This is a genomic window from Pantoea coffeiphila (genome assembly GCF_016909495.1).
GTDB lineage: Bacteria > Pseudomonadota > Gammaproteobacteria > Enterobacterales > Enterobacteriaceae > Erwinia > Erwinia coffeiphila.
In genome coordinates this window covers 803,055-826,097 of sequence record NZ_JAFBFW010000003.1, presented here as the reverse complement: position 1 = coordinate 826,097, position 23,043 = coordinate 803,055, and the positions used below count along the sequence as shown (strand labels likewise).

18 protein-coding genes and 2 pseudogenes are annotated in these 23,043 nt (G+C 46.9%); 9 read left to right on the top strand and 11 right to left on the bottom strand.

Annotated features, from left to right (window positions below):
* Nucleotides 1-27 precede the first annotated feature (27 nt).
* From JOE09_RS13430 to JOE09_RS13415, 4 genes are all read left to right on the top strand, one after another.
* Nucleotides 28-1,353: a CitMHS family transporter gene (locus tag JOE09_RS13430; RefSeq protein WP_200547017.1), complete on the top strand. Its 1,326-nt coding sequence runs from the start codon at nt 28-30 to the stop codon at nt 1,351-1,353.
* A 19-nt stretch (nt 1,354-1,372) separates the two neighbouring features.
* The gene (locus tag JOE09_RS13425; protein WP_205066108.1) at nt 1,373-2,224 is read left to right on the top strand and encodes a fumarylacetoacetate hydrolase family protein; all 852 of its coding nucleotides are present in this window, start codon (nt 1,373-1,375) and stop codon (nt 2,222-2,224) included.
* Between the two features lie 555 nt (nt 2,225-2,779).
* Nucleotides 2,780-3,298, top strand: coding sequence for a DUF2778 domain-containing protein (locus JOE09_RS13420; RefSeq protein ID WP_205066107.1), 519 nt, complete (start codon nt 2,780-2,782; stop codon nt 3,296-3,298).
* Nucleotides 3,276-3,545 carry a hypothetical protein gene (locus JOE09_RS13415; RefSeq protein ID WP_205066106.1) on the top strand — a complete coding sequence of 90 codons (270 nt, stop codon included), beginning with the start codon at nt 3,276-3,278 and terminating at the stop codon, nt 3,543-3,545. Before JOE09_RS13420 ends, JOE09_RS13415 begins: the two co-directional genes overlap by 23 nt.
* Nucleotides 3,546-3,580: 35 nt before the next feature.
* On the opposite strand, the pseudogene JOE09_RS13410 reads toward JOE09_RS13415, so the two are convergent.
* Nucleotides 3,581-3,886: pseudogene (locus tag JOE09_RS13410) on the bottom strand (DDE-type integrase/transposase/recombinase); the annotation flags it as partial.
* Between the two features lie 811 nt (nt 3,887-4,697).
* Between JOE09_RS13410 and JOE09_RS13405 the strand changes: the two are divergent.
* Entirely contained in the window at nt 4,698-4,925 is a 228-nt protein-coding gene (locus tag JOE09_RS13405) for a hypothetical protein (protein ID WP_205066105.1), read from the top strand.
* Nucleotides 4,926-5,682: 757 nt separating this feature from the next.
* Here the strand turns inward: JOE09_RS13405 and JOE09_RS13400 are convergent.
* Together JOE09_RS13400 and JOE09_RS13395 are read right to left on the bottom strand one after the other, a co-directional pair.
* Entirely contained in the window at nt 5,683-6,372 is a 690-nt protein-coding gene (locus tag JOE09_RS13400; protein ID WP_205066104.1) for an HNH endonuclease family protein, read from the bottom strand.
* The gene (locus JOE09_RS13395) at nt 6,369-7,523 is read right to left on the bottom strand and encodes an AAA family ATPase (RefSeq protein ID WP_205066103.1); all 1,155 of its coding nucleotides are present in this window, start codon (nt 7,521-7,523) and stop codon (nt 6,369-6,371) included. Before JOE09_RS13395 ends, JOE09_RS13400 begins: the two co-directional genes overlap by 4 nt.
* 138 nt (nt 7,524-7,661) lie before the next feature.
* Here JOE09_RS13395 and JOE09_RS13390 point away from each other — a divergent pair, with 138 nt between their 5' ends.
* Entirely contained in the window at nt 7,662-8,468 is an 807-nt protein-coding gene (locus JOE09_RS13390; RefSeq protein ID WP_275584426.1) for an IS5 family transposase, read from the top strand.
* 84 nt (nt 8,469-8,552) lie between these two features.
* On the opposite strand, the gene JOE09_RS13385 is transcribed toward JOE09_RS13390, so the two are convergent.
* The 6 genes from JOE09_RS13385 to JOE09_RS13360 all read right to left on the bottom strand — a co-directional run bounded on the left by JOE09_RS13385 (nt 8,553) and on the right by JOE09_RS13360 (nt 16,671).
* Nucleotides 8,553-9,664, bottom strand: a protein-coding gene (locus tag JOE09_RS13385) for an IS3 family transposase (RefSeq protein WP_205066102.1) whose coding sequence is annotated in 2 segments (ribosomal slippage) — nt 8,553-9,403 and nt 9,403-9,664 — 1,113 coding nt in all. Because the reading frame shifts where the segments join, the coding sequence is not laid out codon by codon here.
* A gap of 260 nt (nt 9,665-9,924) precedes the next feature.
* Nucleotides 9,925-11,046, bottom strand: a complete 1,122-nt coding sequence (locus JOE09_RS13380) for a caspase family protein (RefSeq protein ID WP_205066101.1) — start codon at nt 11,044-11,046, stop codon at nt 9,925-9,927.
* Nucleotides 11,047-11,070: 24 nt separating this feature from the next.
* On the bottom strand, nt 11,071-13,542 hold the full coding sequence (locus JOE09_RS13375; protein WP_239553048.1) for a GAP1-N1 domain-containing protein: 2,472 nt from the start codon (nt 13,540-13,542) through the stop codon (nt 11,071-11,073).
* Between the two features lie 17 nt (nt 13,543-13,559).
* Nucleotides 13,560-14,393: a TRAFAC clade GTPase domain-containing protein gene (locus JOE09_RS13370; protein ID WP_205066099.1), complete on the bottom strand. Its 834-nt coding sequence runs from the start codon at nt 14,391-14,393 to the stop codon at nt 13,560-13,562.
* Nucleotides 14,394-14,395: 2 nt separating this feature from the next.
* Entirely contained in the window at nt 14,396-15,184 is a 789-nt protein-coding gene (locus JOE09_RS13365) for a TRAFAC clade GTPase domain-containing protein (RefSeq protein ID WP_205066098.1), read from the bottom strand.
* A gap of 164 nt (nt 15,185-15,348) precedes the next feature.
* Complete coding sequence (locus tag JOE09_RS13360; RefSeq protein ID WP_205066097.1) at nt 15,349-16,671, bottom strand: GTPase-associated system all-helical protein GASH; 1,323 nt, start codon at nt 16,669-16,671, stop codon at nt 15,349-15,351.
* Between the two features lie 280 nt (nt 16,672-16,951).
* Between JOE09_RS13360 and JOE09_RS26135 the strand changes: the two are divergent.
* Nucleotides 16,952-17,229, top strand: a pseudogene (locus tag JOE09_RS26135) (transposase); the annotation flags it as partial.
* Between the two features lie 35 nt (nt 17,230-17,264).
* A complete protein-coding gene (locus tag JOE09_RS26430) occupies nt 17,265-17,360 on the top strand; it encodes an integrase core domain-containing protein (protein WP_420830643.1) in 96 nt (31 codons plus the stop codon).
* 315 nt (nt 17,361-17,675) lie between these two features.
* Here the strand turns inward: JOE09_RS26430 and JOE09_RS13350 are convergent, their stop codons facing one another.
* Both JOE09_RS13350 and JOE09_RS13345 read right to left on the bottom strand, forming a co-directional pair.
* Nucleotides 17,676-18,209 carry a hypothetical protein gene (locus JOE09_RS13350; protein WP_205066095.1) on the bottom strand — a complete coding sequence of 178 codons (534 nt, stop codon included), beginning with the start codon at nt 18,207-18,209 and terminating at the stop codon, nt 17,676-17,678.
* A 583-nt stretch (nt 18,210-18,792) separates the two neighbouring features.
* A complete protein-coding gene (locus tag JOE09_RS13345; RefSeq protein ID WP_205066094.1) occupies nt 18,793-20,100 on the bottom strand; it encodes a tyrosine-type recombinase/integrase in 1,308 nt (435 codons plus the stop codon).
* A 217-nt stretch (nt 20,101-20,317) separates the two neighbouring features.
* Between JOE09_RS13345 and mutS the strand changes: the two genes are divergently transcribed.
* Nucleotides 20,318-22,873 (top strand): DNA mismatch repair protein MutS, encoded by a 2,556-nt coding sequence (gene mutS / locus JOE09_RS13340; protein WP_205066093.1) that lies wholly within the window; start codon nt 20,318-20,320, stop codon nt 22,871-22,873.
* The last annotated feature ends 170 nt before the right edge of the window (nt 22,874-23,043 follow it).

Here is a 23,043-nt window from a genome sequence, read left to right as displayed (position 1 = left end):
TCGTCAACTCATAATAAGGATAATAATATGTACCTTGCCCTGATTGGTTATGCACTCATTGCATGCCTGATGTTTTTCCTGATTAAAGGAAAAGCCACTCCCATCTCATTATTTATTTTTCTTTCCATTATCGCCGGGTTCTGCGCAGGCTATACGCCAATGCAGATGAATGATTACATCATGAAAGGCGTGATGCAAACCGCGCCTAACGCGGTGTTATTCACCTTCTCAATTATCTTTTTCAGCATTGTCACCGATGCCGGGGTATTCCAGCCGCTGGTTAACTGGATGACCAAAATTGCCGGCAACAGCGTAGTGGCAATTGTGGTGGTGACCGGATGTATTGCGACCATTGCTCACCTGGACGGCTCGTCTGTGCCTACGGTGTTAATCACCATTGGCGCCATGTTGCCGATTTATAAGCAGTTTGGCATCAGGCCTGTGGTGCTGCTGTGTATGCTGGCTGCAGGCATGGGAGTAACCAACTTTACGCCATGGGCCGGTCCGCTGGCGCGCGTTGCTGCCGTGTCTGGTCTTGACGTGAACGCCCTCTATCACCGGTTGATCCCAACCCAGGTGATCGGGCTGGTCTGTATGATTGTGCTGGGGCTGTATTTAGGCCTGCAGGAAAAACGGCGAATTGCGCGTGGTCTGCCGATTCCGGAAGCAGAGCTGGAGCCGGAGAAGGCGACGGGTAAAGGCCACCATGCAGTTGAAGGTAAGCAAAACCGCCTGCTGTTTGCTATCAACGTCACGCTGGTGGTCGGCGCCACACTCCTGCTGCTGATCACGCATATTCAGGCCTACATTATCTTTATGTGCGCGTTTTCCGCCGCGATGATTTTCAACTATCCCAATCTCAAGGCGCAGGAAGGCGTCATGAAAAAATATGCCTACTCCGCCTATATGATTTCCGGCACGGTGATGGCCGCTGGCGTTTTCGTCGGTATTTTAAGCGGTGGTGGCGACGCCTCAATTCTCACGGAAATGGCCGACGTGGTGCTCCACGTGATGCCCGACTCCTTAGGCTCACATCTGCATATCATCATGGGGCTGCTCGGCGGATTAATTGGTTTTGTGATTGGCCCGGATGCTTTCTTCTACGGTATTTACCCTCTGGTTGCCAAAGTCGGAACCAATTACGGTTTAAGCTGGGAAGAGATGGGGTTAACCATGGTGGTGGGGAAAAATATCACCATGATGCTCAGCCCGGTCTTTGCGACCACCTATTTAGCGATTGGCCTGGCCGGCGTTGAATTGAAAGATCATATCCGTTTTTCCTTCTTACCTGTCGTGGTGTTCTCGTTTGTCATGGTGTTCTCACTGGTTCTGACCAATACGGTTCCACTTTAAGATAACAGCCAGGTTATTTATGAAAATCATTAACTTTATCATCAACAAAACCGGTGCCCGGAGTTTCGGTATTTACCGTCATGATGACATTATTGATATCGGTCGCCATACAGGCTGCCATGATATTAATACGTTTTTAAGCCAGCATCAGTTAAGCGATCTCAGCCAGTACCAGTCCTGTTCTCCGGATCTGAAGATCAATGATATTCAGTTTCTTCCGGTGATTGACCGGCCTGGCAAAATCTTCGGTGTGGGCATGAACTATGCGCAGAAACGCAAAGAGTTTAATGAAACCGAAGAGGCCCCCACCCTGTTTGTTCGTTTTGCAGACTCACAGGTTGGCCATAACGATATGATTATTAAGCCAGCCTGTTCCGATCAGTTTGATTACGAGGGAGAGCTGGCGATTATCATCGGCCAAACGGCACGGCATATTCCTGAAGAACAGGCCCTCTCCTGCGTGGCGGGCTATAGCTGCTATATGGATGGTTCCGTGCGCGACTGGCAGTACAAATGGTACACCGCCGGTAAGAACTGGCCGGCAACCGGTGCGTTCGGCCCCTGGCTGGTCACGCCGGATGAAATTGGCGATCCACAAAATTTAACGATTAAAACCTGGCTTAACGATCGGCTGGTCCAGGATGATACGACGGCGAATATGCTTCATTCCATTCCGCAAATGATTGCCTACATCAGTACCTTTACCACGCTGTCACCCGGCGATGTGATTATTACCGGATCGCCAGGCGGCGTTGGTAAGTCGCGCGTACCGCCGCTGTTCCTGCATGAGAATGATGTTATTGCGGTGGAAATCGAAAAGATTGGCCGACTCAGCAACCGCGTTGTCGGCACGCTTGCCCGATCGGCCTGACCTTATCCCATCAAAGACCCGGCGGAACCTGCCCGAAAGCGGCAGGTCCGCCACTTTCCCGACATCGATCCTTCCCCTATTCACTTCTCCCGCATCCACCAATCCACCAATCCACCAATCCACCAATCCACCAATCCACCAATCTGACAATCTGACAATCTGACAATCTGACAAGATAGCCTCACAAGCCAACAAGCTGACAGCCTCACAGCCTGGCAACCTGGCCTGGTTCACCCCGATCGCACCGATCTACCAATCTGATACAAAGTTTGCGGCAAGCCTTCCGTTATTACCTGTGACAGCCCGCTGGTCACTGGGCTACGATGCAGCAGTATTTTTTCAATAGTTAACCTGTTGAAATAGAGTCATAAAATGATTACTAAGTAGGTTCTGGTTTACTGATGGGATACATTTTCGGGAATGCGAGTGCGGTTTGATGAAAGCAGACAATTAACTCCTCAAGCAGCAAAAATCCACACATTGATTATTTACTCACTCCCTACTCAATAGATACACTATTTATAAGGATTTAAAGTAAAAATAAGGAAAAAGAGTATGGCCTTACACGGAAAATTGATATTGAACGGAGCAGATTATGTTCCTTTCAATCTGTATGGCGTAGGTGTCTTTATGGCTTTCTCAGGTAAAGGGGTATACCGGAATAAAGGAGCCTGTGGAGCTATTCCGAGTGACGGACCATTACCACCTGGAAAGTACTGGATAGTAGAGCGAGGAGCAGGTGGGTTAGGCTCCTGGGCTAAAGCTAAAGCACAAGATTTATACAACAAATTTTACTATGGTGCTGAATTTGGTCGGGATGAGTGGTTTGCTCTATACAAGGATGATTGGGGTATTGATGACGGGACTTGGATTAATGGTGTTTATCGTGGATTGTTTAGACTTCATCCGGGACGAGTGTCTGAGGGATGTATAACAATTGCACATAATTCCGACTATGCTCTCATCAGGAATGCACTTCTAAGAACGGCTCCAATACAAGTTCCTTGTATGCGATCTCTTATGGCTCGTGGTTGGGTTGAGGTAGTAGCCAATGGCTCAAACACTTGCCCGTAGAATTGTGAAAGTTTTATTTTACATCGTTTTGTCTCTGATTATAGCTCGCACCTTAGGTACGCCTGAAAATTGGTTAAGCGACAAATTTTATTCCTGGCTTGGCCATCTTATTTATGGTTCTGGGGAGATTGGTGCTGACAATTATTATGATCTTTATTTCTACGTATCCGTAATAACAGTATTTTCTATAACAACCTTAGTCTATTTTATTTCTGTTAAATTAATCAAAACAATAAGAAATATATAACATGCCAATTCCTCCATAGATGTGGCTTAAAGGTAATACTGTCCGCCTCGATAGGTATAAACGATAACATTCTGTGTCCTTTTACGCCGCCAGAGGGCCATCTGTAGCACATCGCCGGCAAGCAGTGCTGTCATCCGTGACGACATTGACCAGCCGATAACAGCCTGTGACCACAGGTCAATGACCACGGCAAGATACAACCAGCCTTCATCGGTGCGTAGTTACGTGATGTCACCGCACCACTTCTGGTTCGGACTGCTGGCGCTGAAGTCCTGCTTCAGCAGGTTCTCTGACACCGGCTGCCCGTGTTCACTGTGGCTGACCGTGCTGAACCGCCAGCTCCGGTTGCACAAGGAATACCAGCCAGTTTAAGGGCTCCTTGACAAAATTCAGGTGAGTGCTATATGCGGATCTTTTTTTATGGTTATTGCTGGTTTTATCATGTGATTCACCCCGATCGCAGCAATCTCCCGATCTGATACAAAGTTTGCGGCAAGCCTTCCGTTATTACCTGTGACAGCCCGCTGGTCACTGGGCTACTATAGCGGTAGATAACGGGGCCGATCATCGGGCAGAGTTAACCGATTGATTTTACATCGCTAGTCGCTGCACAATTGCGCGTTATTTTGAGCAACACCGTGATACCAACGAAAACAATAAAATCACATTACACTTTAAATTCAATGGATTAATCAAACCATGTCCGTGACTGACAACAAGAATTTCGATTCCCATACCCCCATGATGCATTGGTATTCTATCATTGATTAATAAAGATATTACTTATAATCTTATTTAAACCCACACTTTGACCTATAGTAGGTGTAAATGGTGCATACCCTATTCACTAGGTTTTGAGGGATTGTTGTTGATCATTTGTAGACAGATAACTATAAGCACTGCCACCCCTTTCCACTTAATGCCCTTACCAAAAGCTTTCTGTGTACAGCAAGTAAGTTCCACGAACGTCTGCAGAGTGCCAAGGGCGGAAGTTCCTAACATCATGCTGCATTAGTTTAATGGGAGCAGGTCAGCAGTGTCGCCAGTGAGCCTACGCTTAAAAAGCAGATCGATGCATTCAACGTCATGGCTTGCTCACAGGGCAAGATTAGGGATAACTGTCAAACCGTCCCTATCGAGATGTCGCTCGGCATGGATGACTACAAGAATCCTGTTGCCTTCCTACCCCCGCCTTATGCACAGAATCTCCAGCTACTGCAAAAGTCCATTCAGAAGGCGGATGAACATATTCAGGAAATCGAGCAGGGGCATAATACGCGCTATTTCGTGTTTCTCCTGCTGGCCTTTGTAGCCGGAGGTAAGCTTGCCAATGCCTCAAGATCGATGGTCAAACATGACACGGTTCGTCCCCCTTCATGACTTTTCATGGTCATCAGGTTTATTTTTATCAAAATATTGCTGTTGTTCCGGATGCTTGCGACGGGAGTTATCCGGCCACTTTTTAAGCTCATTTCGCTGTCAGTTGTGCGGCGAAAAATGAGAGCAACCAGAAGTGAAGAAGCAGATGACTCACCTTCTGAACAGGGTTAACCGACAACCATGCCTCTGACTCTCAGCGATGAAGTTCAGTAACTGTAATCAACCGCTCTCCACACTAACATCAGCTCAAAGATGATCTGAGTATAGCGGTTTAATAATTTTGGTAACCTGAACAGAGGTGATATGCACACCTTAGAACAATACATTATCCTCAATGAAAAAAATATTATCGCTGAGTTTAAATGCTAATCCGCTTGACCTGCTCTTAGCTGACATCGGGTTTAATTTGAACACAAAGTATTCCTCAACTGATAAAGACAACGCGCGCAACGGCGATCCGCTGCGCTGGAAGTTAAGTCGCTGATATAATTTGTTTCAGAAATTTAATTTTTTGGATCTGGTGTAATGAGTATCTACGTATTGCGCGGAATACTTCTAGTTTGAGTTAAGGAATTGTAAGGCGAGAATTAGGAATTAGGAATTAGGAATTAGGAATTAGGAATTAGGAATTAGGAATTAGGAATTAGGAATTAGGATAGGATATAAAAATTTATAAATGGATCTAATTTTTCATAATGTAATCTAGCAACTTTATCTGTTAGCCTTCACACTTCAATAGTTTGAAGGCTAACAATTTTCAAAAATCAAACCAGCGCAATTCAAAAGCATCGCGGAGATTACTTAACTGTTCAATCGCCTCTTCTTTCCGATCATTTACTAGAAGGTCTAATGTAAAGTTTATATTATCCAAAAGATAAATCTTAATAATATCCGATTCTTTTTCTATTTCAGAAATTGAATCCAGTTTGCACTCTTTAATCATATTGTGCGCAGCTATTGCATTTGGAGCATTATCTTTAACCCTATAGAACCATCCTTTTTCGATTTCAATATTATCATGATAATTATCAAAATATGGATGCAGCCATTTGAATGTTCCCATACCGCTATAAATCCATGGTGACAGCTTTACAGAATTATCACCCATTTCAATTGTTGTCTTTTGCATATTGCAAGGATGGCAAGCTAAAGTTAGATTCAATGGATGGAATGCCCAGCGTTTGTAATGTTTCTTCGATTTATCGAGAAAATGTTCAATATCTTCTGTTGAGTTTTTCCTTTCCTTTTTTATAGGCCTCCGACAAAAAATACATCTTGACTCTTGTTGAATTCTAAGTAAATGTCGTAATGATTCCTTCATCTTTTTTAAATCTTCATCTCCCCATTCTAGTTGACTATTTAGGTATAATTGTATTAACCTTTTATTAGTCTTAGTTTTAACTATTTGCCGATGCAAACATGTCATTTTAGCAGGACCAAGATTCATCCATTAATCTCCTTATAGAAAGCATCTAAGAAATTAAAAGCATTATAAAGCGGATCTTCAGGGTTAAACTTCACATCTAAGGAATACAATTCATCCATTGCCTTTATAAAAGATGGACTTTGATTGTGTGAATATGCTTTTAATGCTCTTTGAAAGAGAGCGATGACTAAATTTGATCGTGAAGAAATCAAGCCAAATTGCTCTTGCAAAATAAAATCAGAGTTATTTCCTAAAAACTCTGATTGTTCCCACTTAGCCTCACTTGGCAAATTCATTATAAATGTATTTTTATTTAGCATACTTGATACAATCAACGGTGAATGCGTAGCAATCAACACGGTAGCTTTATATCCCAACTCATCAATAATCGTTCTTATTGTACTTGATATTACTTCTTGCCACTTAGGATGGAGTGAATTTTCGGGTTCATCAAATAATACTAACGCATCATTTTTAAGTGAAAATATTAAAGCTAGCGTGGAGAGAATAATACTACGCTCACCTGAGCTTAATTCTTTAATACTATAATTTCTTCCGTCAACCTTCTTGTGAAAACTAATATCACTTAATGTTAACTCTCCTTTTTTAAAAGCTTGTCTCAATAGGGCTTTAATTTTTGTAGGTGGGTCAGATAACTTCGACTTAAAATTTTTTATGTCTTCTGCGTAAAGAATTGCACCTTCTTTATTATCTTGCAACGCAAATTTACAGCGAATATCATCAGCAAACCCGATATCATCCAAAAGCCTCTTTATTAAGATCGCTGATGTACTCGTTGGAGAGAAGTCAAAGTATGAATGTAACATCATTCGAAATGGAGCTATCTCAGAAAATAAATTATTATTTACTCTACTTCCAAAATAATAATATGCATTAGCACCATCTCTTTCCTCTTTTTCTTTCGCGCTTGGATTTCTTGGAAAGTTTTCATAAACAGTTCCAGACAAACAGATTAATCTACTATAATCGGAGTTATTGATATACATATCACTCATGACTTCATTTGCAAGCCGAGATAAATATCGTGTTTTTCCACTACCATTATCACCAGTAATTATATTCACATTATATATCAACGGAGCAGGTAAATTACCCAATGATGAAACCTCATTATCCTTCACAAAACCTCCCATTTTTTTTACAAGAGCCATCTATTAAAACTATCAATTTAATATACATTTCAAACATCAATAATGCAGCCATATTCTCAATGGTTTTGTTGAATAAATCGAATTTTTGCCGAGTTGAAGGAGCAGATCACGCATCATCCTGACAACACAGACCGCTCCATGGCAAAGCAGAAGTTCACAATCACCAACTGGCGCAACTACAACAAGGCCCTGATTAATCGTTGCTCTATCACTTTCTGGCTTGATGATAAGGCGATTCAGGCCTGGTATGAGTCAGTAATGCCTGCATCCAGGGGACGACCTCATTGCTATTTAGACCTTGGCATCACAACCGTCCTGGCGATTAAACGCGTATTCCGGCTGACCCTGCGAGCCGCTGAGGACTTTATTGATTCTATTTTTGCCCTGATGGATGTCCCGCTGCGCTGCCCGGATTACAACAGTGTCAGCAAGCGGGCAAAGTCGGTGAACGTCAGTTTTGAAACGCCCACCTGGGGTGAAATCGCGCACTTTGTGATTGATTCCACAGGCCTGAAGGTCTTCGGTGAAGGCGAATGGAAAGTCAAAAAGCACGGCAAGGAGCGCCGTCGTATCTGGCGGAAGCTGCATCTTGCGGTGGGTGCAAAAACACATGAAATCATTTGTGCAGACTTGTCGCTGAACAACGTTACGGATTCAGAGGCGTTCCCCGGATTAATCGGCACACTCATCGAAAAATCAGGTCAACCGCTGCGGACGGCGCTTACGACATCCGACTGTGTCACGATGAACTTCGGCATAAGAAAATCAACGCGCTCATCCCGCCCCATAAAGGGCGCAGGTTACTGGTCCGGGGAGTATGCAGTCCTCACCCGTGCCGTTGCGAACCAGCGGGTGAGCGGGAGCAATGCGCGCTGGAAATGGATAACAGATTATAATCGTCAGTCGATAAGCGGTTGCTCTGATTCAGGCATCAGCAACCGATAGTCCTCGCCGTTGTGTTTAGCATCACGGCGAATTTCTTTGATCCGCTGTCGCAATTGCGCAAACCCATCTGTAAATAGACCCGTTTTAGTTCCACGCACTTTTAGAGATCCCGGCCAGATGATGTTGTCGTCGGTATTCCTCCGGTGTCAGGTTGTTCAGTGATTCATGTGGACGTTCACAGTTATATTCTGAAAGCCACCGTTCTGTGATTTCTCGTACTTCGTTCAGCGTCCTGAACAGATAAAAATCGAGTATTTCAGTGCGGTATGTCCGGTTAAAGCGTTCAATAAATGCATTCTGAGTTGGTTTACCCGGTTCGATAAATTCCAGCTTCACAGCGTGCATTTCTGCCCAGTCAGCCAGAGTCAGCGAAATAAACTCCGGACCGTTATCCATGCGAAGCATCGCGGGGTATCCCCGGTTTGCTGCGATCCTGTCGAGCACACGAACAACTCGTTGGGCCGGCAGGTTCAGGTCTATTTCGATCGACAAAGCCTCGCGATTAAAATCATCGACGACATTAAACGTGCGAAAGCGACGACCGCAAATCAGCGCGTCATGCATAAAATCTACAGACCAACTCTGGTTCAGAGCTTCAGGTGTGGTCAGCGGCGATGGACTACGTACCGGCAGACGCTGTTTGCCTTTGCGACGAAAATTCAGTTTCAGCAGGCAGTAAATGCGGTGGATCCGCTTATGGTTCCACGGATATCCCTGCCGCTTCAGAACCTGAAAAAGCTTCGGGAAGCCGTATCGCGGATATCTTTCAGCAGCCGCCTGTAACGCGAAAATAACGGGATCGTCACGGGTGTTGTCCGGACGATAATGATAAACCGTTCTGCTCAGGTTCAGACTCCTGCAGGCCTGGCGAATACTCAGTCCGAATGTTGTTATCAGGTGCGTCACCAGCTCACGCTTAAAAGCTGGCTTCAGAGCTTTTTTTCGATAACGTCTTTCAGTGCGCGATTTTCAAGACTGAGGTCGGCAAACATTTGCTTGAGCCGCCGGTTCTCGTCTTCAAGATCCTTTATCTTTTTAATATCAGATGCTTCCATGCCACCGTATTTAGACTTCCAGTTATAATACGTGGCTTCAGATATTCCGGCTTCGCGACAGACATCTTTCACTGTTCGTCCGGATTCAACTGACTTAATCACTGTGATGATCTGATGCTCAGTAAAACGGGCTTTACGCATAGCGATCTCCTTCGTTGGCAAAATGAGTATGCCGGAAGATCTCTAAATGTGAATGGCACGATTATGCGGGATACTTACAAATTCATCGCTGAATTACCAGACCCCATCAGAATTTGTAGCAGGCTGGAGAAATGGGAAATTAGAAGGTAACCAACCCGATAATACTAATTGATCATTATATCTTACACTGGGGCAGGTCACGTATTTCACACAGGTGTAGATCGTGAGAAATACGTATCATTTTTATTTATTATTGATAACTATATTGCTGCTAAATGCTTAAGTTCATGATGATGAGGGAAATCTTGTAGTGCTGCCAAAATCAAAGAATGTTTATTTATAGCTTGACCACCACCACCTTGTCGCATAGTCCGGAGCGCAGAGAACCACTGTACTCGCCCTGTGCCATTTAAACGAAGACGGGAAATATCGCCACCTGCTCGGCTCCATATCTCCTGATCCTGTGGCCCTGCTGGATATAGATCCGCAAAGACTTCTTCAAGTTGTCGCCATACTGTGGGCTCGTCTGTATTGTTGATGTTGACAGCAGAAGTGATTGATTTAATACCTCCACAATCTAGAGCAATGGGAAAGTTGTCTTCTAGGTCACTGGCCTTAAAGATAGGATGCTGTTTACCTGGTACTGAGGCTTGTACTTTTTCGGAAACATGGTTGAAAACATCAAAAACACGAATCAGGCCATCTCCCTGTGTATATGCCCCACCTTTCAATGCGCCAACCAGATGTTCTGTAAAAAGACTATTGCTTGCACCATGCAAAATGAGTGATGTCTCGGAGGCCCTTGAAGAGGCGATTATAACGCGACCAGTTCCCTGTGCTAATCGACCTAATATTTTATCACTAAAACCCCAATTAGTAGCTAAATTATCTCCAAGAGATTTTAAGCTACCTGCTCCACCAGAGTGGCATGCATCAATAAAAACCAAGAGTCGCTGCGCTTTTATTTTAGTGAGGGCGTCTGAAAACTCCTCCTCCATTAGAACAGTCTTTAATATATTAGAAAGTTCGCAGTCAACGGGAACCAAGGCGCTAATAGGGTCTGTAGGATTGCCAAGGTTGGCACCATGCCCAGAAAAATAAATGCAAACAGTGTCAGAGCTTGAACAACGGCTGGCTAATAAATCAAGCTCACGACGGATTGCCCCGAGAGTTGCCTGCTCATTCAAGAGTAATGTAATATTATCCGGATCATACCCACAGTATTCTGGATCGGTAAGCACAGCCCTTATTGCACGGGCATCATTAGCAATTTCTGGAGGTAATGGATTAACTTCCTTATAAGCAGAAATGGCTATCACTAAGGCGTGACCATTTGGGAATTTAGATTTTGAAATGCTTTTTACTTGATCATGTTGACTCATGGTAACTCTCTGATTTTGTGTTTTTTATAGGGAAGTTGTAAATCGAAAGTCATTGGCTAAATGGTGAAGCTGACTATTTGCAGGGAAATCTCGCTTCATTTCTTCCAACAACCGAGTAAGCACGGGACCTCTTCCTTTTCGGATTTGTGTGAGGGCATCGTGCCATCGTGCATGTCCTGTTCCTGAGAACACAAGATGACTATTTCGCCCCCCAGCGCGATCCCAAAGCTCACTTTCATCCGGACCTCCTGGATAGAGATCTGCTGCAAGTTCTTCAAGAACGAGCCACTTTTCGTGGCTCGTAATGACTGATATGCCTAATAGCCACACATCAATGAGATTTACCATGTTGCGACAAAATCTAAGAACTGGCTTAACGTCATTCTGTCCATCTCTAGCAACGCGAACTAAGCGATCCACGACTCGCTGCCATTGTCGATTATGAACAAGGTTGCCAAGTAATTCAGCCTCAGAATATGTCATAGAACGGTTAGTAGACAACCAGTATTCCAGCCATTGAAGAAATCGTGACTCTCCATATGCTGGTAAAGCATCAATCAGTTTCATTGCCAATTTTGCATCTGTTAACACTAAAGTTTGAAGCTTCTGATCCAGAGCTTGGCCAGCAAGAAGGGTGATCTCCAATTGTGAATCTGGAACAACAACACTTCCCAATACTGCTTGCTCAAGCCATCCTGATGCTGTTGCCTTCAAAAAATGAGTGCGAGCAGGTTCGCCGAGTCGTGCCCAGACCTCAATACAGCGTTCATAGCCGCAAAGATTGGCAATGGGTGTGGTGGATAACGCACCAAGCAGTTGGGAGTTTATCTGGTGGCCATCGAGAAGAGCTTGAAGGATAACGAGTAAGGAGTGTTTGGGGTCTGCAGGCCCCCGCCAAGCATCTATGTTAATAGCCAATGCTCTGGCCCAGAGCTCTTGCGCTGAAACCGAGCTGAAGTCAGTGTCCTTAAGAAGTTTCGGATAATGTGCGACTTCTTCTGCTGCAAGGCATAAAATACGGGGCTCGTCGCTCTCAAGCGCAAGCGTGACCAACTCCTTACTTGTCGAGCGCCGTAGGGCTGCCTTGATACCATCTAGATGTGTTAGTTCTGTATCGATAATTAACTGTTGGTGAACTGCTTCCCTTGGTTCAAAACACGCCCCCACGGCAGCGCCATACAGGCGTAACCACTTCTTTGATCGCGCGAGTGTCATGACCGCATAACCCACACTTGTGTTCATTTCTTGCGGTACAACTTTGGAGAGACGAGTTTCCAAATCATGATCTGAAGGTAGATGCTCGAATAATTTGGTAAGCGTAGATGGCTGCATATGGGCCCAGCGCCAGAAGGCTAGTGGGAAAGCTGATGACGTTGAGCATGCAGACGTGATAATGCCACTGAGAATAGCTTCACACCAAGGTGTGACAGCTTCTACTGATAGGGCATCGCTAATTATATCTAGGAGTCTTCGATCATCCACTTCCTCAAGACTATAGGATGCAACCCTGGCTCTTAGACTTTCCCAAATACGCTCAGCTCCATGAAAGCCTGTTATCCTAAGGTTTCTGAGCTGGAGGATTCCTGTTATTCCAACATCACACATCTGCGAGCAAAGTTTATGGATAAGTTTTTCCTTACCCACAGCCCCTACTGTTGGATAAGGAGATAGCGTGTTTACTAGCCTTATCGTGGCAACGCATGCTTCGAAATCAGGAGTAGAACTGAGTTCGTATGCACTTACAAGCATTTGAAGGTGAGTAAATCTGTTTACGCATATACCAATCTCATCAGCAAATTGGAGTATTGGAAAAGCTTCTGTACTGTCGCAAAGTATTGATGCTGCTCGTGTAAGATTCTTTGAACCAGAAACACTAATAATATTACGCCCTGTCCAGCGGGCCGCCAATGTAGAGGGCGTACAGACAAGCACTGGCGGAGGATTATCGATTATATCATGTGGGCCGAAACTTAGGCGAAACGAAAAACTTGCACGAAGCTCAGGCCAAAGACGGAACCATAATGCAACAATCAGATCTTCAAACCCATCGATACCAATTTTTACTGATGGTCCCACCCCTCGGGTGACCAGTGATTCAGCTGTTGCTGTCAAATCTATTGCATCAATCTGGGGTTCTGCTGATCTCTGGATATCTAATGTAGTAAGCGTACCGGGGACCTCAGGCGTAACAATTAGGTTCTCAAAAAGCGATTTTAGGTTAGCTGTTGTGACAATTTCATCGAGAGGCGCAATAAGCGCATGAGATATAACCATACCAGCCCGCGTCGCGTGTGGGTCAGCGAATGTCCGTGCCAGGACATATTTATCTCCACAAGGGAAACCTGTTATGTAGGGAGACCAGTTAACTCCTGGTGGTGCTGTGTCTGGTAGGTCTAGCCGTGATGCTAGTTCATCGACAATTTGACTCCGAGTGCTCGCTAGCCTCAAGGCATGCCCACTGCGGACTTCGCCATAAATAGCTTGCTCGATTTTCATCAATCCAGTCTCTTGTGTCAGAGGTTTTCATCCAAAAGGAATTGTACTGGCAGAGTAAGGTCTGGTGAATGTTGACCATCGGGAAGTACAACATAGCCAAACTGCTCTGGCCCACGATTTGAGTAATCTTCATTAGGGTCTTTAGGGCTCAATGCTTGTCCAAGCGCAGAGAGTCCCAAAACACTCGGTTTTTCCCATGTGTTGTGGATGAAGCTCGATAGCATAGGTAATCGGCTCTGCAATAATTCCGGTGGGGCTTCTTCGACCCCAAGTTCATCCCAACAGCTAAGGAGTACACAAAGACGGGGGCTAGCTAGGGGTTTCGTACTATCCATTCCGCGGATGTAAAGAAGTATCTGAAGTAACTCTATTAGCTTGGCCTGATCTGACATTTGAATATCGTGACTCTCGGTATTATTGACAGGCAGATCGTGTAATGGCCTCGAAAAAATGTCTGCGTTTATACGGGTTTTCTGCAAACGGATAAGGAATAGCCACGATGGGGCTGCAATCACTCGAGACTGCCAAGCCGCAGGAATGCGGCGTGTGTCAGAGATCGCTTTAATCTGTTCGCCACCATAATCGGGCCAAATAAGTTCGGCAGAGCGCCCTTGCGCATCCGTAATAGGCCAGATGCTATCGACGTAGGTTGATGCAGCGGTATGGCCTGCCGCCATGCCTTCGTCGAGGCAGCTCATAGCTGATTCGAAAGGCTCTAGGTTGGTTGCCGCACCATTCATTCTGAGTTGACCATCCCTTTTCATCAGGCGCTTCAATAATTGGGCACCATAGTGAGTCTTGCCGACATCGGACTCTCCAATGAGCAGAATCGAGTTATCACTGGAACTCATAATCACCTCTTACCAAACATGAAAAGTGGATCCTCGTTTGCCGTATCAACAGGTGGTAAGAGAACGCGCCCACGTCTGACTAGTAGTGTCCAATTAAGAAGCTCCAAAAAACCTTGACCCTTGCCCAAAGTATCATCGTCCTTCACTGCTGTACTGACGAAAAATTCGACAGCTTCCGGAATAGAGCTAAAAACCGCTTGTCTAATTGCAGCCTTCATCTCTGGAGCGACCTTGACATCAGATTTAGTCCAAACAAGTGCAACGGGACGACTCCCCCTTTCTGAAGCTAAGCGTTCCACAAGGCGCAAGAAGGAACCACGAGAAGAACCCTTGCTGGGGCCTGCAAGGGCCTCACAATCAGCGACAAGCAAGAATACGTCTGCATGCTCGGCAACCCAACGAGCGCCAGCCCCGTCAGCACTATCACGGTTTGCAGCCCATTTCTGAAACCATTCACCAGGAGCATCCGCAAACATATACCCACGAAACTCTCTATCAGAATGTCGAAAATCCAAGTGGAGCAATCCAGGTGCTCTTCCACCGCGACTGGTCGTGTGTGGTGGGAAACTGGGGGAATGCCCTGGAGCCCACCGAAGCGAACTGGCTACTGCCTCCCAACCAGCAAGTGAGTAGGACCCTGCAAACTGATGATCACCATAAATTAAACCCCGGCCAAGCAACAAATACCACGCAGCGAGCAATGTGGTCTTTCCTGCATTCTGGTGTCCGATGATACCGACAACCAGAGGTTTTGCACGACCAGCAACAAATCCAAGGTCTACTAGCCCCAAGGCGCCTCCGGACCAAGGGAGCACCAACTCATGCGGAGCAGTCTCTTCATGCAAAGTCACCACTCCTTCCTGCCCGGCCCACTCATGACATTTTGTATGATCTAGGCAGCCCATGCTGCAAGTGGATTCAGGAGCAAAACAAGTAGATCTAGAACATGTATTCATCAGGATTTACGTCCTCGCTTCTTTACCACAGCTCCGTCTTGCATGGCTCGTGCAGCTTGCAACTCTCGGAAGATCCATGTCGCCCATTGGGGAATAGTAAGAGCCGACTCAGCTGGAATACCTACCAGACTACGGAACTGATCATCATTGATGTTTTTGCCAAACCCATGTCCCAAGATTCCTAGGAGAGGGCCTCGACCAGTAGGTTCTGGGAACAACTGAGAGGAGGTATCACGTAATGGTGCCAGTTCCTCTGCTTGTAGTGCTTCTTCTAGTAGAACACGAATTGGTTTTCCATCTTGCGTCTCAATATCCGGTAAGCTCAAAACTGTTTCGTGTAAGAAGGCTGCAACACTTGCAGGGGAAAACAAAGGGACTTGTTGATGGAGATCAAAGGCCATCAAGGCAGCCGCGATGGGTGGAGACATATCGCGGTAGCTACGTTGTACACTTGGAGAATACAGCGTTTCCTTCCACCAGATTAAGCTGGTGCGACGTTGGAGGCCCGCTGTCGCGCCGCTCACAGCTTGCAGCGTATTGTCCACATGAATTGATACTGCACTGGCGAGATTTTTCAACGGTTCAGATAAATCTACTGGCTCAATTTGTGCTCCTTCCAATACTTCTTCCAATGCACCATAAATGGCATTGGCTAGAAGAGGAGTAAACTGATGAACCCAGGCTTGACCGCTATTTGACCAATTCGAATTTCCTCCTGTAGGCTGTCCCGCTGCATTACTTGGCCCGCCAGCTGCTGCAATCTTCTCTGCTAGAGCATCCTTATCAAGGGATACTTCTTGGCCGCGTATAGTAATTGCCCCGGGTACCAAATAGTTCATTTCGGGAACACGGATTGATTCAGGAGTAGTCCATTCAGCTTCTGCTCGGACGTTAACCTGTCTTTCTATTTCTGCGACCACATCGCCCCAAATCTTGCTTTCATTGCAAGCTTCCATAAATGAGAGTGCATTACGTGCATAGGAGATAAAGGCAATGCCAATGTGGTCATCTTCGCTGGCTGCTTTAAAAAGAGCATCCAGCAATAGAGCTCGGATTACTGTCACTGGCGTATCAGAGAAGGTGTTGATGTAAGTTGCCCAACGACTCTGAAGTGCCTCAACGGCCTCCTGAATCACTGGATCAGTTGCAGGAGAGGACGGATCGAAAGCTATGAGAGAAAATGCAGCAGACTTTGAGGGGGTCTTCTTTAGCGCAGCGGACAAGTCTGCCGCAGTGGTTTGTAGCTTTTCGAGTTTTGCGTCATCACCCTGAACATCTAAGAGGCCGGCACTCAAAAAACGAATCAACACGTCTATCGTCACTCTGTTTTCCTCCGGAGGATCGCTGTCCTAGATAATTGAGGCAGCCTTACTGGTATATATAGAATTTGGTATCGATATGAATAGCTTGACAATGGCTGGATTTTATCGCTCAGTAAGCAACAAACCATGAGTCATTGCACGAATTTACCATAGGAAGTATCTGTAATAAACTGACCTTGCCCCGAAGTCCTGCGCCATTCAGAAACAGAATTCCGGCATAATAAACAATCCCTCAACGGAGGTGGTGCCGATGAAAAAATCACGATTCACCTAAGAGCAGATTGTCTTCGCCCTGAAGCAGGCTGAACTGGGTCACCCGTGCCGGAGGCCTGTCGTAAGCTGGGTATTACCAATGCCACGTTCTTCACTTTGCGTAAAAAATACGGCGGCATTTCTCTCTCCGAGGTGAAGCACATTCGCCAGCTCGAAGAGGAAAGCCTGCGGCTGAAGAAACTGGTGGCCGCTTTAAGTCTCGACAAAGCGATGCTGCAGAACGTACTGGCACGGCTGCGCGAATGGGGCCGGGAGCTACAGGCGCGTTACAGTGCCAGCGAACGGCATGCTGCGCCAGGATTGCCTAAACGAGAACAGGTGTGCTTACAGAGGATGCGCGGTGCAAAATCGAGGCGTTACGCATACACTATAATAAGCGCCATCCCCGTTCTGCACTGAGATGGCTGACCCGTTAGAATTTGCTGAGAAGTCTGCCGGTTGCCAGAATACACAACCAACATTAAGCTGGTTATTCCTGATTACGGCTGGATCATATTCGGGTTCAGGGTAAAAAAATCGGTTATTTGATTTAACCTAGCATCAATATTGCGAATAGATCAGTGTCACACGAATGTCATTCGGTACCGGTTCGCATTGTACTTTTACCCGGTGTCCGCCTCTTCTTTATGGAATACAAACCACCGCGCGCCGACCAGATGCGTGCGTATGGACGCCCGCGCGCTGGGTTTTACCATAGTGGTGCTGGACTATAAAAATCTGGAGGGGGTTTTCTAACCTTTCACTTTATCTAATGAACAATGCGAAAATAAAATCAGTTTTATTTCCCCCGTCAACTCGGCTGCCTCATCAAGCAAAAGCGCGGGATTAGAAATAACTTCTCCATTTTTATTTTTCATTGGTATCTCTGAAAATTTATCACGATACGTTAGCAACCTATCGAATTTTTTAATCAAGTCATTATTTTTAAATATTGACAGCAGCGCCTTATATTTAGCCAAACCACCTCTATGATGACCACATATATCTGTAAGCGATATTGACCCTCCATTTTTTGATGCATAAATACGTTGGATATAATCCATTTCAACATCGATATATTTTAAAAGATCATTTAAAGCAAAGTCGGTAAACAACTTCACTTCCATTCGCTCCTTTTCTAATGAAAGCGCATTTGTGTGCTGCCATCGTTGAGTACAATAGGCTGTTAATAATCCCAAAGCAGCACCTATCAAAATTCCTATTAATCCAAACATGGGGCCATTTAGCCATGATTGAGTCATTTTTTCGCAGTAAACAGTAAGCACGTTAACTCCTTATAAATACTAACTTTATGGTAAATATATCTTATCTGGCTAATAAAAAATTTTCCAACGAGTAAAATCTATAACCCCAGACAAAAGCGTTCAAGCCACGCCCAACCAAGATCTCATTATCAAACATGCAATCGACATAGGCTGGCATGGGTACTCATTTATGTACCCGTTTTGAATTTGGATTGCAACGGCTAAAAGCGGATAATACTGGATAAACAATACAAACAAAATCACAAAAATTAAGGTAAAATCGATAATGGGGGACGTTAGCGGTGCGATAATAGGAGTCGATACTACGGCCTTCGCATTACGAATGCGAACCAACTCCAAAGTGAGTACAACCATGAGTATATGTATAACCACAAATCAAAAAAATAAAATGATTAATATTATGACATGTAAATCATGGCTCAACCTCTATTCGTGCAGACTCGCTCATTAACAATGATGAGCTGTATTTTTATACAGCTCTATAACGAATGACTATCTGTTGATTATCTAAACAGATTACTCATATCCAGGTTATGCTAGAAAAGGAATAAACTCGTATTGCTTTACTAAAAATTTTAGTTTGTCAGCTCTGGCGACATATGCTATTGCTCGATGATATGCGTTCGAGATAATCCGCCCAAATCTGCAGCCACTTTTTACACTCAGCATCATACTTGTAAAGGTTATAAATACCTTCCACACCGCCTTTTGTATGTCCCAGAATAGCCTCAGCCACTTCGTTAGGACATTGAAGCCGTGATAGCCCGGTACGCACGGTCCGCCGTAAATCATGAGGTGTCCAACTCGGTATATCTAGCATCTGCCCGGATTCACGTAAGCGCCACGCATTCTCCGTAAGATACTTTTGCTGGATTGGTCTTCTTGTTCGTGTAGACGGAAATAAATATGTATCCGAATTGAGGCGGAGAACTTTAAGAAAATCTATTGCTTGCGTCGATAGCTGAACGTAACGTTCAACGCCTGTTTTATTCTCGCGCAGGTGTATCGTACCTTTCTCCAGATCAACATCCTTCCACGCCATGTTACAGACCTCACCGGTACGGCAACCTGTCCACAAGGTCAGACGAAGCACGTTTTTGATTGTCGGTGAAAAAGCAGAACCCGGTAGCCACAGGAGAAACTTTTTCAGCTCAGCTTCACTAAGAACTCGAGTCCCGCAATTATTAGTAAGCTTGATTCGAGTTTGACGCAGGCTGGATTTTGCCAACAGCGCGGGATTAGCAAAGCTGGCATCAAAACGCCCCAGACCAATAGCGAACTCGTAGGCCAAAGACAGCTCCCGTAGAACGTTACCGGCTTGCACTTTTGCGCCTCTGGCAACAATGCCATTGATAAGCGTAATCACGTCATTGCGTGTGATTTCTGCTGCATTACGATCACCCAGCTTATCTACCGCATCGGCATACAGTGTTCTGCGCACTTCATCCTGGCCCTTCTTCTTCCGGGCTCCCGGAATGATTTTGCCATCCTTAGTTTTGCGGTCCTCAATGCGCTCAGTCAGGTAGAGTTCAACTAATCCCTGCACAGTTAATTCAGGTACTTTGGCCTGTTCAGCCTCGATTGCACGAAGTTGTTTTTCCTGCCTGAGTTCTGATGCAGGACACCGTCCTTCCTGACGGAGGAGCTTTAATTCGTTGAGTTTAAGACGTGCAGCGGCGAGAGAAGTCTGCGGGAAGTTGCCAATTTTTACCTGAGCAAGTTTTCCAGTCACAGGACTCGTGTAACGATAGAAAAAAGACTTAACACCAGTAGCACCACAGGAGACACGTAAACCACGATTTTCGCCAATATCAGCTTTATCTTTGTCACCTGGCTTCATCATTTCTATCGCTTTAAACGACAGTGGCTTTGCCTCTTGTTTTCCTGCCATAAAGACTCCGTTATCATGCTCCCTACGCATTTATTAAACGAAATGTAGGTTGTGCTCTAAGTAGCCATATTTTACCAGGCTATAGGTTGGTAAGCTACACTTTAACCTACATTTAAATGTAGGATTTCATGAGATCCAATGAGACAAAGTGAAACTCAATGATAACAACAAACATCACTAACTCGTTAAAATTTAATAAAATGGACATCATAAACTGATGAGTACACTAGAGAATTTCGACGCACATACACCAATGATGCAGCAGTACCTGCGGCTGAAAGCAGAACATCCGGAAATTTTGATGTTCTACCGTATGGGTGACTTCTATGAGCTGTTTTACGACGATGCCAAACGTGCTTCTCAGCTGCTGGAAATCTCGCTGACCAAACGCGGTGCCTCCGCCGGAGAGCCGATCCCGATGGCGGGCGTGCCCTATCACGCCGTGGAAAACTATCTGGCGAAGCTGGTACAGCTGGGCGAATCCGTCGCGATCTGCGAGCAGGTCGGCGATCCGGCACTGAGCAAAGGCCCGGTTGAGCGTAAAGTGGTACGCATTGTCACCCCGGGAACGATCAGCGATGAGGCGCTGCTGCAGGAGCGCCAGGATAACCTGCTGGCGGCCATCTGGCAGAGCGCACGCGGGTTTGGTTACGCCACGCTGGATATCAGCTCTGGCCGTTTCCGTGTGGCAGAGCCGGACGATCAGGAAACGATGGCAGCAGAACTACAGCGCTCTAACCCGGCCGAGCTGCTGTACCCGGAAGACTTCCCGTCGATGGCGCTGATTGAAAACCGCCGCGGCCTGCGCCGCCGACCGCTGTGGGAGTTTGAGCTGGATACCGCCCGTCAGCAGCTCAACCTGCAGTTCGCCACCCGCGATCTCAGCGGTTTCGGCGTGGAGCAGGCACATCAGGCGCTGCGTGCCGCAGGCTGTCTGTTGCAGTACGTGAAAGATACCCAGCGCACCTCGCTGCCGCATATCCGTTCGCTGACCATGGAGCGCCAGCAGGACAGCATCATTATGGATGCAGCCACCCGTAGAAACCTTGAAATCACCCAGAATCTTTCCGGCGGCATTGAAAACACGCTGGCTTCGGTACTGGACAAAACCGTGACGCCAATGGGCAGCCGCATGCTGAAGCGCTGGCTGCACAGTCCGGTGCGTAATACCCAGGTCATTACCCAGCGCCAGCAAAGTATCGCCGCCCTGCAGGATCTCAACGATGAGCTTTCGCCGCTGCTGCGGCAGATCGGCGATCTTGAGCGAATTCTGGCACGTCTGGCGCTGCGCACCGCCCGCCCGCGCGATCTGGCCCGCATGCGCCACGCCTTCCAGCAGCTACCGCAGCTGAATGAGGTACTGGAAAATAATCAAACCGACCATCTGCAAACCCTGCGTAGCCAGATGGGTGAGTTTGCCGAACTGCGCGAGCTGCTGGAGCGCGCGATTATCGAAACCCCGCCGGTGCTGGTGCGCGACGGCGGCGTCATTGCGCCAGGCTATAACGAAGAGCTGGATGAATGGCGGGCGCTGGCCGACGGCGCGACCGACTACCTTGACCGGCTGGAAATCCGCGAGCGTGAAAAGCTCGGCCTGGACACGCTGAAGGTCGGGTTCAATGCCATTCACGGTTACTACATTCAGGTCAGCCGTGGCCAGAGCCATCAGGTGCCGATCCACTATGTTCGCCGCCAGACGCTGAAAAACGCCGAACGCTATATCATTCCCGAGCTGAAGGAATATGAAGATAAAGTACTGACTTCCAAAGGCAAAGCGCTGACGCTGGAAAAAGCGCTGTATGAGCAACTGTTCGATATGCTGCTGCCGCACCTGGAAGCGTTACAGGTGAGCGCCGCTGCGCTGGCCGAGCTGGACGTGCTGAGCAACCTGGCCGAACGCGCATGGACGCTGAACTACAGCTGCCCAACGCTGAGCGATAAAGCAGGGATTAAGCTGACCGGCGGGCGCCATCCGGTGGTTGAACAGGTACTGAAAGAACCGTTTATCGCCAACCCGCTGTCGCTTTCACCGCAGCGCCGCATGCTGATCGTTACCGGCCCGAATATGGGCGGTAAAAGTACCTATATGCGCCAGGCTGCGCTGATCACGCTGATGGCCTGTATCGGCAGCTTCGTTCCGGCAGAGCAGGCGGTGATCGGTCCGGTAGATCGAATCTTTACCCGCGTTGGCGCAGCGGACGATCTGGCATCTGGCCGCTCCACTTTTATGGTGGAAATGACCGAAACCGCCAACATCCTGCACAACGCCACCGAGTACAGCCTGGTGCTGATGGACGAAATCGGCCGTGGAACCTCCACCTACGACGGCCTGTCGCTGGCCTGGGCCTGCGCGGAAAGCCTGGCTACCCGCATTAAGGCGATGACGCTGTTTGCCACCCACTATTTCGAGCTGACCACCTTACCGGATCAGATTGAAGGCGTGGCTAACGTCCATCTGGATGCCGTTGAGCACGGCGATACCATCGCCTTTATGCACAGCGTGCAGGATGGTGCAGCCAGCAAAAGCTACGGGCTGGCGGTCGCCGCGCTGGCGGGCGTGCCGAAGGACGTGATTAAGCGTGCGCGGCAGAAACTGAAAGAGCTTGAAGCCCTTTCCGGCAATGCTGCCGCCACTAAAGCCGATGGTTCACAGCTGCCGCTGCTGGTGGAAGAAACATCCCCCGCCGTTGAGGCACTGGAAGCGCTCGATCCCGACTCGCTTTCCCCTCGCCAGGCGCTGGAGTGGATTTACCGTCTGAAATCACTGGTTTAATCCGGCAGTAACAGGCACTGGTTGATAGCCCCTGAAAGGCCCGCTTCCCAGCGGGTCCTGCCAGAAATCAAAAGGGCCTTTAAGCGCCCGCTCACAGCGATAAGCCAGAGGGAACTGCATGCTGGCTGGGTTGCAACGTATAAAAAAACGGGCTGGTAGATACCAGCCCG